This is a genomic window from Advenella mimigardefordensis DPN7 (assembly GCF_000521505.1).
Lineage (GTDB): Bacteria > Pseudomonadota > Gammaproteobacteria > Burkholderiales > Burkholderiaceae_B > Advenella > Advenella mimigardefordensis.
In genome coordinates, this window is the sequence record NZ_CP003915.1 from 1,595,507 (window position 1) to 1,608,547 (window position 13,041).

The following is a 13,041-nucleotide window of genomic DNA, read 5'->3' on the forward strand; positions in this document are numbered from 1 at the left end:
CATGAACAAGATTGCCCCCGCAGGTGCGCGTGGTAACAGGCGGGTTTTTCTGGCCCTGACCGCCGCAACCATTGTGTTGCCCTTGCTGTTTGGCGCACCGGCACACGCTGCCTGGCCGGACCAGCCAATCAAAATTGTGGTTCCTTTTGCACCAGGCGGCAGCAATGACATTATGGCAAGGCTGATTGCAAGCAAATTAGGTCCCAGAATGTCCACAACGGTCGTGGTTGAAAATAAGGGCGGGTCGGGTGGAACCATTGGTACAGAATATGTGGTTCGCTCGAAGCCCGACGGCTATACCCTGCTGTTTGCATCTACTTCCATTACCACCAATCTGGCGACCAGCAAGGTTTTGCGTTATGACCTGGAAAAAGACCTGGAGCCCATTGGCACGATTGCAACCAGCCCTTTTGCCGTTGTCGTCTCGAATGACTTGCCGGCAAAAACATTCAAGGAATTTGTTGATCTGGCCCACGACAAACCGGGCAGCATCAATTATGGATCGGCTGGTGTAGGCGGCATCAACCATCTGGGTACGGCTTTGCTGGCACATGAAGCAGGAATCAGTTTGACGCATATTCCATATAAAGGCATTTCGCTGGCGTTTACCGATCTTGCCGGCGGCGAATTGCAAATGCTGCTGCCCACTGTGGCCTCGTCGGTGCAGCAGATACGGGATGGACGAATGCGGGGCCTGGCGGTTACTGGCGCTAAGCGGTCACCGCTATTGCCTGATCTGCCAACGGTATCTGAAGCTGGGCTACCTGGATTTGAGCTGGAAGCCTGGTTTGGCCTGCTTGGGCCAGCGGGCATGCCACCCGCTGTCGTCGAAAGGCTCAATCACGAGCTCAACGCCGTGCTGGAATCGGATGATGTTCGGAAAATGCTTGAACATGAAGGCGCAACGCCCACCCCTGGAGGGCCGCAAGTGCTGAAGAAGCTTGTCAGCTCCGAAATTGTACGCTGGAAGAACCTGATCAAAGACGCCAATATCAAAGTGCAGTAGATCTGATACGAGAGACACCCGGCAGTGTTCTCTTTTACCGCATGTTTCGTTATGCGCTTTTGATACATGATGCAGCATGTCAATGAATACTGCCCAATATGGAGAGTAATTTGAGTATGACCCCAGGAATTGATGAACAATCACCGATGTCCGACAGCAGCAACGCGCCACAGATCATACCGCTGATCATCGGCAACGAACGCCGGGAGACGCGATCACGACATGAAGTCCGAGATCCGTATCGTGGCGACATAGTAGCTTATGCACCCATCTCCAGCGAGAGCGATTGTGATGCCGCACTGGGAGCCGCGTATCGAGCCAAAGTGGCAATGAGTGCCATGCCAGGGTATGAGCGGGCAGCGCTGTTGCGTAAAGCCGCGCAAAATGTCGAAGCCATTGCCGAAGAGGCAGCAAGAGCCATGACGCGAGAGAGTGGAAAAGCGCTGAAAGACAGTCTGACTGAAGTGCAGCGTTCGGCGGATACCTTGCGGTTATTTGCCGAAGAAGCGGTGCGCATACAGGGGGAACATGTTCCCATGGACGCCACCGCTATCAGTGCGGGCAAGCTGGGCATGCTCTTGCGATTCCCCGTTGGCGTTGTTGCCGCTATTACACCGTTCAATGCGCCCGTCAATCTGACGGCTCATAAGCTGGGACCAGCACTGGCAGCTGGCAACAGCATTGTGCTTAAGCCTTCACCAAAAGCGCCGCTGTCGTTTCATCTTTTCGTCGAAGCCGTTGCTGCAGCCGGCTTTCCTGCCGGCACGATTAATACTGTATATGGCGATGAGGCTGCGGCGCAGATTGTTGGAGATCCACGCGTCGACTTTGTCAGTTTCACCGGTTCAGTGGCGGTAGGCAAGCTTATCCGCAATGCTGTCGGTATGAAACGGGTCACCCTGGAACTGGGAGGTATCGGTCCTACTTTCGTACATCGAGACGCGGATATGGAGGCTGCAGCGCGTGCATGCGCGCGCAATGCCGTCGCGGTTACCGGACAGAGTTGTGTGTCAGTTCAGAATGTTCTTGTTCATCAGGATCTCTACTCGGTGTTTACCGAGGCAGTATGCCGTGAACTGGATACGATCCGTTTTGGCGATCCCATGGATATGAATACCGACGTTGGTACCCTGATCGATGAAGCGGCAGCCATTCGCGTGCAGGCAATGATTGATGATGCTACCGGGCAGGGAGCGGAAGTGCTAAGAGGTGGTGCGCGCAAAGGGGCTCAATTGCCTGGAACGATTCTGGTGAATACCAAAGAGACGATGGATGTTATTGGAAAAGAAATCTTTGGGCCTGCCATGTCTATCAGGCCTTACAGGGACATTGAGCCGCATTTTGCTGCGATCAGCGAAAGCCCTTACGGGCTGCAATGTGGCATCTTTACCAATTCGCTTGATCTGGCACTCTCTGCTGTTCGGCGTATCCGGACCGGTGGGGTGATTGTGAACGGTACCTCGCGCTGGCGTTCAGATCAAATGCCGTACGGCGGGGTCAAGGACAGTGGCATGGGCCGGGAAGGTTCGCGCTACTCCACTCAGGATATGACTGAAGAGCGTTTTGTCGTTTTCAACTGACATCGAATGTCGCCTTGCCTGTTAGTCGAGATAAACAAAATAATCAATGTAAATGGAATCTGGAGAAAGCTGAATGAAGATGACAGCAGCAGTGATGTATGAACAGGGCTTGCCCACCCCTTATGCCGAAAGTGGTCCCTTCCGGATCGAAGAGGTGGACCTTGAAGGGCCCGGCGAGGGCGAAGTGCTGGTTGAGGTACGAGGGGCGGGGCTGTGCCATTCGGATCTGTCGCAAGTGGCAGGCATTCGCAAGCGAACGCTGCCTGTTGTTGGCGGACACGAGGGTGCGGGCATTGTACGGGAAGTTGGCAAGGGCGTAACACAGGTCAAAGAGGGTGATCATGTTGTCATGACCGTGGTCGCTGGTTGTGGCTGTTGCCGTCCGTGTATCGAGAGTCGTCCTGTGCTGTGCAATGGCATTACCGCCTCGCGCGCTCAGGGTCTGTTAGCCAACGGCATGCGTCGCATCAGCCGCAATGGCGAGCCGATTTATCATTACAGCGGGGTATCATCCTTCGCCCAATACGCGATTACCTTGCCTGGCTCTTTGATCAAGGTCGATCCGGCCGTGCCGCTGGATGTGGCTGCCATGTTCGGTTGTGCTGTGGTGACGGGGGCCGGCAGCGTCTTTAACGCAGCGCAGGTTAGGCCTGGGCAAAATGTTGCGGTTTTCGGACTGGGTGGGGTTGGTCTGAATGCAGTCATGGCCGCCAGGATATCCGGTGCATCGGAGATTATCGGTATCGATATCAATGAAAGCAAATTCTCTTTGGCACGCGAACTCGGGTGCACGCATACTCTTTCAGCGACTTCTGCTGATCTGGTTACCCAGGTGAAAGATTTGACAAATGGAGGCGTGGATTTTGCTTTCGAAGTGTCAGGCAGCAAGGCAGCCATGCAGTCTGCTGTTGCACTGACCCGTAAGGGTGGTCAGGTGGTGTGTGTGGGATTGGGCGCTTTTGGCGATATGTATCAATACGACCATGCTTCGCTGGTTGCCGACGAAAAAGTGTTCAGAGGTTCTTTTATGGGCAGTTGCGTGCCTGAAAGGGATCTGCCTCGTTATTTGAAATTTTTCCAGGACGGAAAAATGCCTGTCGATAAACTCAAGAGTGGCACTATGTGTTTTGATCAGTTGAATCACAACCTTGATTTGCTTGATCGTGGCGAGGTCGTCAGACAGGTTCTGCTCCCGCATGGTTAATGGTCAAACTGCACATTAGGGTGTTTTCCCAGTCCGTTGGGACTGGGAATGATTGATGAAATGCAGACTTGTTTTGTGCACAACCCTAGCCACCATCACCCAACGCGTTTCACAGTCTCAGGCATCTGCATCCAATTCGCACGCTCCAGCAGCCTTGCACGGATTGCTTCCAGCACAGGACCTTTGCGAACCACTGTCATACCGGGAATATCCGGTCTGCCTTTTGCCGGCCCAAAGTCCGGATTCATTTCCACTTCATGTGCATTCTGGAACATTTTTCGATTGCCGGTATCCACATAAGACTCGGCTGGTACGCCCTCGGCCAGCAAAATATCGAACTGCTCGAGTTCGATATGAAAGTACTCGAACGACACCATATCGACCAGTTGCACGATTGATATGTTATTGACCAGTGCCATTGCAGGAACGAGATTGCCGTCGAAGAACAAATGATGGCCGGGCGAGACAGTGAGATCGCGGTGCGGAATGTTGTCTGCGATACTCCCCAGTGAGCCGAATGTGTCAATGTTGATCCTTAGGATATCTCCGCCGTAATCAGCCTGATCGATCTCCATTGATCTGGTGTTGTCTTCAATATTCAGATCTACTATAGCCATCTTTTCACCTATCCAGTTAACTGATTTTTTTATCTGTGATGGGTGAGCCAAGCTAATCACCCTTATTTTTTGTAAATGATTGAAATATTTAATAAAGTGATTATTAATAGAAATCAGGTGAAAATCAACGGAATCAACGGCAATGGTTTAATCGGTGCCGCTTCCCGCTTGAAATTAATGTATCAGAATGTAATTTGTCGTTGTGATTTATCGCATTTTATCCAATTATCGCGACCGTCTATAATCCAGCGATCTTCCCCTGAATGACTCGAGTTAATGGTTGCAATGCTCAAACTGAAAGACGTTCTTGAAAATCGACAGATCGTTATTTATTTCCTCTCTGTCGCATTAGCGGCCTTATGCGTGTATTTTGTTCCTGGCACACACGTACTGGAGCAGGGCATTAATCCGGCGCTTGCCTTTATGCTGTTCGTCACATTTTTGCAGGTACCATTAGGCCAGCTGCAGCGTGCATTTATGCATGGGCGGTTTGTCGCTGCGTTGCTCATCAGCAATTTCCTGGTCATACCTTTATTTGTTGCGGTACTTGCCCAGTTTCTGCCGGCAGATCCACACGTCAGGCTAGGTGTTTTGCTGGTGCTGCTGACACCGTGTATTGACTATGTGGTTACTTTTTCTCATTTAGGGCGTGCTGACGCAAGGCTGTTATTGGCTTCCACACCAACCCTGCTGCTTGCTCAAATGTTGCTGTTGCCTCTTTATTTGAGTCTGTTTCTTGGTGACGAGGGCCGTCAGCTCGTTCAGGTCGGCCCCTTTATTGAGGCGTTCGTTTGGCTGGTTGCGGTGCCTCTGGCATTGGCGGCGATCGTGCAGCGATGGGCGGGTAAAAGTAAGGCAGGACAGAAGGCTGAAGAGATACTGGGTCTTTTACCTGTGCCCGCGACAGCGCTTGTATTGGCAATCGTTGTTCTCGCCATCCTGCCGCAGCTGGGCCCGGCTTCCGGCGCAGCGATCAGCGTAGTGCCTGTTTATATCGCATTTGCAATTGTTGCCCCATTGCTGGGGTGGGGCGTTAGCCGAATGTTCAGGGTAGAACCGGCAGCGGGCCGCGCCGTGGCTTTCAGTGCCGGCACAAGAAACTCGCTGGTGGTGTTGCCGCTAGCGCTTTCTGTGCCCGGAGCGATTCCAGTCGTACCGGCGATTATCGTTACGCAAACACTGGTAGAGCTGTTGAGTGAACTTGTTTATATTCGGTATGTGCCCAGGCTTAATCACAAATGTGAAGATGCCAGCCAATCGGTGTTGAAATAGCGATTCCACAGGGCAGTGCTTACCCCTTAAAGGAACGGTCCTCTTTGCGTCCTTTATTCAAAATGATTAAATGGCTGCAGGTGCGAAAAAAATAGCCCTGGCTATTTTTATAATCGAGCAGCTTCGGCTATAACATTTGCGGCCCACTGATTCAGGCTTATACCTGATGCCTGGGCGGCCAATGCGGCCGCGTGATGGGTTTCAGGTGATACGCGCAGGACGAATTTTCCGGAAAACTGCTTTTTAGGCTCAATCCCGCGTTTCTTACACTCTTCAAGAAAGATGCGCAACGAAGTTTGCGCCTCATTTTTGAGGGTGATTACGTCTGAAGCGTAAAAGTCTGCGCCACCATTCAGGTCAATGAATTCGCCTCGAAACATATCAGTTTCCGGGTCATAGGAAATAACGGCTTTATAACCGTCAATACTAAGAATATTGTTCATGGTTTCACTCCGTTTTCTTCAAGCCATTTTCGAATACTTGCGACCCCTTATCCACATCGGGTGTGGGATGCGGCTTGTGTAGTACTCGGATTTGATTAAACAGATATATCGCAACGCGAGACCCTTCACGCTCCGTTACTTCACCACCGAGTTCTACGAAGAGGGCCAGCAAGTCTGGCCATTTAACGCTTGAGGGTGTGGGTCGCGAAAAAATGAGTTCAAGGGTTTTTCGATGCTTTGATTTCATGCGTTAAATGATACTAAAATATAGTATCACAAACGATAGGTACTTTCCGATAGGGGTCGGGGTGCCGATGCGTGAAATACTGCAATCTCTCGAGGTCGCCAAAATTCGAAGAATTTTGCCGTGAGTCGATTTGGTCACCAATGTATCCGTCTACTTAAGCATGCTTTTGGAAAGCCATTCGGTATGGACAAAAAAAACCGCTCAATTAGAGCGGTTCTAAAAAAATTAAAGCGTTCAAGGTAGTGATTATCTCACTACAACAGGCATCCCTTTCGTTGCGTCCAGCGTCAAACCTTTCGGCGGCGTACCAGCAATGCCTAATCTGGTACCTTTTTCAATTTCTTCCGTAATCATACGGAAATATCTCAGGCTGCGTCAATGACTGCCTCGTCGCGGCCGAGCTCGCATCAATTACGCCAAAGCCTGAGTTAGCGGTACGACGAAATCATGACGTTGCTGTTCTGCCTGCCATAGGTCGTAGTCTGATTGCATCCCGGCCCAGAGGTTGCTACTGGTGCCAAGCAGAATCGACAGTCGGACTGCCATATCGGCCGAAATAGCGGCCTTTCCGTTCAAAATGCGAGACAGGGCTGCGCGGGTCACGCCAAGGCGCTGCGCGGCTTCTGTCACACTTGTTTGACCCAAATATTCGCGCAATACCATTCCTGGATGTGCTGGGTTGTGCATACGCATACTGTACTCCTAATGATAGTCCTGATAGTACGGCTTGTATTCCGGATTTACTGCCCGTGCGGAAGAATTTCTCCAGACCCTTGTGAATAAAACTTCTAATCATCGCAGACCTTATTCTGTATATCATGACTATACGATATATGTGTATAGTGTCAATGCTCGGTTTCTACGTGATCTCGTTTCTACGTGATCTCGGATCGGAGTTAATACGTTAATTATGATCAGGGAGGGCCACGATGCTTAGACCCTGAATATTCAAAAGACGTTCAAAGAATGATTGGTCAAGCTCAATGCGACAAATCGTCGGCAATGTACAGTAGGCCGGTTTTGCAGGGTATTTTCGTTTCGATTCAACTGCAATAATGAACGAGAGCAATGTGACGTCGACAAAAACAAAAACGGCCCGTGCATGAATATGCGATCGGACCGTTTATATGTTTGGTTGCGGGGGCAGGATTTGAACCTACGACCTTCGGGTTATGAGCCCGACGAGCTGCCAGACTGCTCCACCCCGCGGCTGTCTGTGTAAGAAAAGAATATTAGCCCATTTTGAGTTATGATGCAAGTCTGATTACACCAAGCGAAATATCATGGACCAGAATTTATCTCGAAAAATCCTAGAAACCGCCTTGCTTTGTGCCGAGGAGCCTATGAAAATAGGGGATTTGCGCAAGTTGTTCAGCGATTTGGACGAAGTTGAAAATGATGTAATTAAGCAACAGCTTCAGGTATTACAAGACGAATGGGCAGAGAAAGGTTTAGAATTATCGGAATTGGCAAGTGGCTGGCGTTTTCAGAGTCGGCCCGAGATGCAAAAGTATTTAGAACGCCTGAATCCAGAGAAGCCGCCCAAATATTCCAGGGCAGTTATGGAAACGTTGGCAATTATTGCCTGGCGTCAGCCTGTCACCCGCGGTGATATCGAAGATATTCGCGGAGTCACGGTTTCATCACAAATCATCAAAACGTTAGAAGAGCGCGGCTGGATAGACGTGTTAGGTCATCGTGATGCCCCCGGGCGTCCGGCGTTACTGGGCACGACAAAGCAGTTCCTCGATGATCTTGGACTTAAAGCGCTTGATGATCTGCCGGTGCTGGAGAGTGGAGAGGCCGGCATGCCGGATTTATCCGGGCTGGATATGAATATCACGGTCGCGGATCAGCCTGCGCAAGAGCAGGTAGAATCACAGATTGTTTCCGATGAGTCTGCTTCTGACGAATCTGTGCCGGATGTGACCGGTGCAGACCAGGATAACTCAGTCCCGCCCGAGAGGGCGTCGGTGGAGTCCGATATGGCTGAAGCGGACACTGAAAATGCCGACGATCAGACTGCCGCTGATTCATCTGAGCAGTCAGGGGTGGCGGGATTGACTGATGATGCATCGGAGCGCGTCGATGAGCAGTCTGCTGAAGTCGATGAACAGTCTGCTGAAATCAGCGATGTGTCAGATGAAGACAGAATAGACGCGGTCGGCCAGGAGCCTGCTGCGGGCGCGCAAGCGCAGAATACCGTAAATGCTCAAGAGCACGTTGCCCACAGCGATGTGACCGAAGAGATGGCTGCTGCCGACGAGACAGCATCAGCCGACCAGGACGTGCCGGCTGGGTTCAGCCCAGATTCGACATCGCAAAATGAACAGCCAGACGATCATGACGTTGATCCTACTGATGATATTTCATCGGATCGGGAGGCGAGTGATAATCAAAACGACGATTTAAAGAATAAAACATAGTTTTTTGGAGTTACCAACATAATGAATAGTTCGGATCACGTTGATGCGGAAAATAATTCAAATGACACGCGTTCAAACCGCTCAAACGAATACGACAACGAGTCTGTCACCAGAGTAATTACCATTCAGGGTGCTGATCAGACTGCCGCGGCGCCCGAGGCCGACGGGCGTCAGAAGGGCAAAGGGCGCAAGCTGCGCACGCCATTCCGTCGTCGTCGCGCCGATGCGGTGATGGAAAAAACGGAGCAGCCGGAGGTGCCAACTGAGGTAAGCGCAGCGCCTGCGAAAAAAGCGCAGACGCGTCCTCGCCGCATACCGGGAGCACGCGGATCGGGTGGTAAGGGCCGTGCGCCTCAGGCCCGCTCGGAGCGCCCGGAGCAGGTGAGCAGCCCGTTTACCCCCGCTCAGGATGAGCGGGATGCCGATCAGGCGCTGGCCTATCTTGACGGTACGGCGCGTCTCGAGCAGAAACTGAACAAGATTCTCAATAGCGACGCTGTTAATCCCAAGCTGCACAAAGTCCTGGCCGATGCGGGTGTGGGTTCGCGTCGCGATATGGAAGAACTGATTGTTGCCGGCCGGGTATCGGTCAATGGCGAGCCTGCTCACATTGGTCAGCGGGTTGGCCCGCAGGATCAGGTTCGTGTGAACGGTCAGTTGGTGACGCGGCCCAATGCCAAACGTCCGCCGCGTGTCATTCTGTATCATAAGCCGGCCGGGGAAATCGTCAGTCATGACGATCCCGAGGGGCGTGCATCTGTCTTTTCCCGCTTACCCAAAATGCGTACAGGCAAGTGGATTTCCGTGGGCCGGCTGGATTTGAATACCGAAGGATTGTTGATATTTACGACCTCGGGCGATCTGGCGCACAGGTTTATGCATCCGCGCTTTGGTAATGAGCGCGAGTATGCGGTGCGCGTGCTGGGAGAGATGACTGACGCACAGCGGGAAAGCCTGGTCACCGGGATTGTGCTGGACGATGGTGCTGCTTCTTTCACCAGTATGGAGTTTATCGGCGGTGAAGGCAGTAATCGCTGGTATCGGGTCACGCTGCAGGAAGGGCGTAACCGCGAAGTGCGACGCATGTTCGAGGCGGTGGGGGTGACGGTCAGTCGCCTGATTCGTACCCGTTTCGGCGATATTGTGCTGCCGCGAAATCTGAAGCGTGGCCGCTGGGAGGAGCTGGAACCGACACTGGTAAGCGCGCTGATGATTCAAACCGGCCTGGTCAAGGAAGAGGACAGCTCGGATCACCGTCGGCCACGGCAGCCTATTTCCCACGACAATGCCATGCCTCCGGGTTTCGAAGCGCCAGTCAGGGTGCGTACCCATGCGCCAGGTGGACGTACTGGTAATGGACGCAGCAATAATGGGAATGGTCGTGCCGGTGCAACAACGTCTGGTACCGGAGCGCCCCGTCATGGTCGTGCCGGCACCGGGTTGTACAACAATCGACGCCAGAGCGGGCCTGCCGAAGGACGTGGCGAAGGACGCAATGGCGCACGGCATGCCGACAAGGGCGAGCAGCCTCGTCACGGCAAAAATGGCGGACGCGGCACGAATGCGGGCGGACGCTCCAATGCCCGTCAGGCATCGCGTAATCGTGATGAATGGCAGCCATCCGGCCCATCTGCTCATGAATCTCAATTGGGGTTCATCGGTCGCAATCGCAACGGTCGCTAGGCTGAGTGCGACAGGGTTCGCGGTGTGAGCGGCAGCTTGCGGGCCAGCCGCGGACCAAATTGATGTTGTGCTGAATAAATAGTAAAGTATTGATTATTCTGTTATAATTTTTGATTAACTAATTGCCTGGTTAGTGTTTTGTGCCGTTTATTGTTCTGAAGTCGCTTAAAAGGGGTGGCTTGGAACGCGGCAACCATAAGGCGTTGTAAGACGTTTTGTGCTTTGGTCGGTAGCGGAACAGTATCGGAACAATAACCAGAAACAGCTATGTATACCTTATTTTTGCGGGCAGGCAGCTTTGATGGTTCAGGCCAGGTTCACATGTGGGGTAGGCCGTCAAAAAATGGCTGCAGCTGCAAATTTTTGCATCTGCAATTTTTTTTGCGCACATAACTGTAATCAACAATGGGCTGGAAAAGGCCCATTTTTTATTGTATGACTGATTTATACACACTTACCGAACAGGCCATCGCCGGTCTTGGTGTTGAACTCGTCGATGTCGAACGGGCTGCACTGGGACTGTTGCGGGTCACGATCGACCGCGAGGGCGGAGTGACGATCGAAGACTGCGAACAGGTATCGCGGCAGCTTTCGCGCGTATTTGAGGTGGAAAACATCGAATATAAGCGGCTTGAAGTGGGCTCTCCGGGCGTAGACCGGCCGTTGCGTACTCGTCGCGATTTTGATCGATTCGCCGCGCAGCAGGCACGTGTGGAAGTAAAATTACGGGAGCCGCGGGACAATCGCAAGGTATTTACCGGCATTCTGCGGCATAAAGAGAGTTCAGACGGTACGACGACAGAGACATTCTGTCTGGAATTTGACATTAAAAAGAACGAGACACAGACAATAGAGTTTGCTTTCGATGATATCGAAAAGGCAAAGCTGGATCCGGTTCTTGATTTCAAGGGTAAAAAGCGATGAGTCGCGAAATTCTTCTGCTTGTAGATGCATTGGCACGTGAAAAAAACGTATCGCGTGAGGTCGTATTTGGTGCGCTTGAAAATGCGCTTGCCTCTGCGATGAAAAAGCGTTTCAAAGACGACGCCGATATCCGTGTCGTTATTGATCGTTCAAATGGCTCGCATGAGGGCTACAGGCGCTGGCTTGTTGTTCCCGATGATGCAGGTCTGCAGGAGCCGGATCGTCAGGAATTGCTGTCGGAAGCACAGGAAATCAAGCCTGGTGTGCAGGAAGGCGAGTATCTGGAAGAGCCGCTGGAGCCCATTGAGTTCGGTCGTATCGGTGCTCAGGCAGCCAAACAGGCCATTATCCAGAAAATCCGCGATGCTGAAAGAGAGCAGGTGCTCAACGACTTCCTGGATCGTGGCGAGACCATTATTTCCGGCACGATCAAGCGCCTGGATAAAGGTGATGCCATTATTGAAACAGGCAAGATTGAAGCCCGCCTGCCGCGTTCTGAAATGATTCCCAAAGAGAACCTGCGGGTTGGCGACCGGGTTCGTGCCTGGGTTGCCAAGGTAGATCGTACGGCAAGAGGGCAGCAGGTTCTGCTGTCTCGCACTGCGCCGGAATTTATCCGTGAGCTGTTTGAAAACGAGGTTCCGGAAATTGAACAGGGTTTGCTTGAAATCAAGGCAGCGGCCCGTGATCCCGGACTTCGCGCTAAAATTGCAGTTGTGGCATATGACAAGCGTATTGATCCTATCGGTACTTGCGTTGGCATGCGCGGCTCGCGCGTTACCGCGGTTCGTAACGAACTGGGCGGCGAGCAGGTCGATATCGTATTGTGGGCCGATGAACCGGCCGAGTTTGTGATTGGTGCACTGGCGCCGGCGGCAGTTGAGTCTATTGTGGTGGATGAAGACAAGCACGCCATGGACGTGGTGGTTGATGCCGAAAATCTGCCCAAGGCGATTGGCTCGCGTGGCCAGAATGTGCGTCTGGCGTCTGATCTGACCGGCTGGCAGATCAATATCATGACACCGGAAGAAAATCAGAATCGTCAGGAAGAAGAGCGTTCAGGCCAGCGCGCCATGTTCATGGACCGTCTGGATGTGGACGAACAGGTGGCTGATATTCTGATCGATGAAGGCTTTACCGGCCTGGAAGAAGTGGCCTATGTCCCTATCCAGGAACTGCTGGAAATTGATGGCTTCGATGAAGAAACCGTCAACGAATTGCGCAACCGCGCACGTACTGCTCTGCTGACCGAGGCCATTGCCCAGGAAGAGCGGGTTGAAACAGCGCAGGATTTGCTGGATCTTGAAGGTATGACCCCGGAACTGGTTACCGCTTTGGGTGACGCCGGCGTGGCAACGCTTGATGATCTGGCCGAACTTGCGACCGACGAACTGGCTGAAATCACGGGTATGACAGATGAGCAGGCCAGCGAAATTATCATGCGCGCCCGGGCGCACTGGTTTGATGACGAAGAAAAGTGATTGCGGGGTAGCACTGTCGGGTGTGTATCGTGGCATGGTAGGCCACCATGCAGGCGATGCACACGGCGCCAGCGGCTTTGTCGATCCAGCCCTGAATAACGAAGTTCATACTTTGCTCAGTGGCCATCAGCCAGTTATTGAAACGTTGTAAGGGAAGA

At 52.4% G+C, this 13,041-nt stretch carries 12 protein-coding genes and 1 tRNA gene; 9 read left to right on the forward strand and 4 right to left on the reverse strand.

The annotated features are described in order from the left end of the window. Position 1 precedes the first annotated feature (1 nt). The 3 genes from MIM_RS07400 (at position 2) to MIM_RS07410 (ending at position 3,790) form a co-directional block, all read left to right on the forward strand. Complete coding sequence (locus MIM_RS07400) at positions 2 to 1,006, forward strand: Bug family tripartite tricarboxylate transporter substrate binding protein (protein WP_025372123.1); 1,005 nt, start codon at positions 2 to 4, stop codon at positions 1,004 to 1,006. Positions 1,007 to 1,122: 116 nt separating this feature from the next. Continuing rightward, complete coding sequence (locus MIM_RS07405) at positions 1,123 to 2,586, forward strand: aldehyde dehydrogenase family protein (RefSeq protein WP_245592836.1); 1,464 nt, start codon at positions 1,123 to 1,125, stop codon at positions 2,584 to 2,586. Between the two features lie 73 nt (positions 2,587 to 2,659). Continuing rightward, positions 2,660 to 3,790: a zinc-binding dehydrogenase gene (locus MIM_RS07410; RefSeq protein WP_025372125.1), complete on the forward strand. Its 1,131-nt coding sequence runs from the start codon at positions 2,660 to 2,662 to the stop codon at positions 3,788 to 3,790. Between the two features lie 95 nt (positions 3,791 to 3,885). Here MIM_RS07410 and MIM_RS07415 read toward each other — a convergent pair whose 3' ends face one another. Beyond that, positions 3,886 to 4,407: a Hint domain-containing protein gene (locus MIM_RS07415; RefSeq protein WP_025372126.1), complete on the reverse strand. Its 522-nt coding sequence runs from the start codon at positions 4,405 to 4,407 to the stop codon at positions 3,886 to 3,888. A 285-nt stretch (positions 4,408 to 4,692) separates the two neighbouring features. Between MIM_RS07415 and MIM_RS07420 the strand changes: the two genes are divergently transcribed. Continuing rightward, on the forward strand, positions 4,693 to 5,679 hold the full coding sequence (locus tag MIM_RS07420) for an arsenic resistance protein (protein WP_025372127.1): 987 nt from the start codon (positions 4,693 to 4,695) through the stop codon (positions 5,677 to 5,679). A gap of 107 nt (positions 5,680 to 5,786) precedes the next feature. Here the strand turns inward: MIM_RS07420 and MIM_RS07425 are convergent, their stop codons facing one another. The 3 genes from MIM_RS07425 to MIM_RS07435 all read right to left on the reverse strand — a co-directional run bounded on the left by MIM_RS07425 (position 5,787) and on the right by MIM_RS07435 (position 7,578). Further along, complete coding sequence (locus MIM_RS07425; protein ID WP_025372128.1) at positions 5,787 to 6,122, reverse strand: type II toxin-antitoxin system HicB family antitoxin; 336 nt, start codon at positions 6,120 to 6,122, stop codon at positions 5,787 to 5,789. A gap of 658 nt (positions 6,123 to 6,780) precedes the next feature. After that, positions 6,781 to 7,062: a HigA family addiction module antitoxin gene (locus tag MIM_RS07430; RefSeq protein WP_025372129.1), complete on the reverse strand. Its 282-nt coding sequence runs from the start codon at positions 7,060 to 7,062 to the stop codon at positions 6,781 to 6,783. Between the two features lie 439 nt (positions 7,063 to 7,501). Next, positions 7,502 to 7,578: transfer RNA gene (locus MIM_RS07435), tRNA-Met, on the reverse strand. A 74-nt stretch (positions 7,579 to 7,652) separates the two neighbouring features. Here MIM_RS07435 and scpB point away from each other — a divergent pair. The 5 genes from scpB to MIM_RS23155 all read left to right on the forward strand — a co-directional run bounded on the left by scpB (position 7,653) and on the right by MIM_RS23155 (position 13,034). Further along, positions 7,653 to 8,795 carry an SMC-Scp complex subunit ScpB gene (scpB, locus tag MIM_RS22445; RefSeq protein WP_025372130.1) on the forward strand — a complete coding sequence of 381 codons (1,143 nt, stop codon included), beginning with the start codon at positions 7,653 to 7,655 and terminating at the stop codon, positions 8,793 to 8,795. 21 nt (positions 8,796 to 8,816) lie between these two features. Next, positions 8,817 to 10,478 (forward strand): 23S rRNA pseudouridine(2605) synthase RluB, encoded by a 1,662-nt coding sequence (gene rluB / locus MIM_RS07445; protein ID WP_025372131.1) that lies wholly within the window; start codon positions 8,817 to 8,819, stop codon positions 10,476 to 10,478. A 435-nt stretch (positions 10,479 to 10,913) separates the two neighbouring features. Beyond that, a complete protein-coding gene (rimP, locus tag MIM_RS07450) occupies positions 10,914 to 11,402 on the forward strand; it encodes a ribosome maturation factor RimP (protein WP_025372132.1) in 489 nt (162 codons plus the stop codon). Beyond that, positions 11,399 to 12,883, forward strand: coding sequence for a transcription termination factor NusA (gene nusA / locus MIM_RS07455; RefSeq protein WP_025372133.1), 1,485 nt, complete (start codon positions 11,399 to 11,401; stop codon positions 12,881 to 12,883). Before rimP ends, nusA begins: the two co-directional genes overlap by 4 nt. Further along, positions 12,867 to 13,034 (forward strand): hypothetical protein, encoded by a 168-nt coding sequence (locus MIM_RS23155; RefSeq protein WP_158318707.1) that lies wholly within the window; start codon positions 12,867 to 12,869, stop codon positions 13,032 to 13,034. The genes nusA and MIM_RS23155 overlap by 17 nt, the downstream gene beginning before the upstream one ends. The last annotated feature ends 7 nt before the right edge of the window (positions 13,035 to 13,041 follow it).

Bases quoted from the DNA above. Each gene is read 5' to 3' on its own strand.
- MIM_RS07400 (WP_025372123.1), top strand. From the start codon at position 2: ATGAACAAGATTGCCCCCGCAGGTGCGCGTGGTAACAGGCGGGTTTTT.
- MIM_RS07405 (WP_245592836.1), top strand. From the start codon at position 1,123: ATGACCCCAGGAATTGATGAACAATCACCGATGTCCGACAGCAGCAAC.
- MIM_RS07410 (WP_025372125.1), top strand. From the start codon at position 2,660: ATGAAGATGACAGCAGCAGTGATGTATGAACAGGGCTTGCCCACCCCT.
- MIM_RS07415 (WP_025372126.1), bottom strand. From the start codon at position 4,407: ATGGCTATAGTAGATCTGAATATTGAAGACAACACCAGATCAATGGAG.
- MIM_RS07420 (WP_025372127.1), top strand. From the start codon at position 4,693: ATGCTCAAACTGAAAGACGTTCTTGAAAATCGACAGATCGTTATTTAT.
- MIM_RS07425 (WP_025372128.1), bottom strand. From the start codon at position 6,122: ATGAACAATATTCTTAGTATTGACGGTTATAAAGCCGTTATTTCCTAT.
- MIM_RS07430 (WP_025372129.1), bottom strand. From the start codon at position 7,062: ATGCGTATGCACAACCCAGCACATCCAGGAATGGTATTGCGCGAATAT.
- scpB (WP_025372130.1), top strand. From the start codon at position 7,653: ATGGACCAGAATTTATCTCGAAAAATCCTAGAAACCGCCTTGCTTTGT.
- rluB (WP_025372131.1), top strand. From the start codon at position 8,817: ATGAATAGTTCGGATCACGTTGATGCGGAAAATAATTCAAATGACACG.
- rimP (WP_025372132.1), top strand. From the start codon at position 10,914: ATGACTGATTTATACACACTTACCGAACAGGCCATCGCCGGTCTTGGT.
- nusA (WP_025372133.1), top strand. From the start codon at position 11,399: ATGAGTCGCGAAATTCTTCTGCTTGTAGATGCATTGGCACGTGAAAAA.
- MIM_RS23155 (WP_158318707.1), top strand. From the start codon at position 12,867: ATGACGAAGAAAAGTGATTGCGGGGTAGCACTGTCGGGTGTGTATCGT.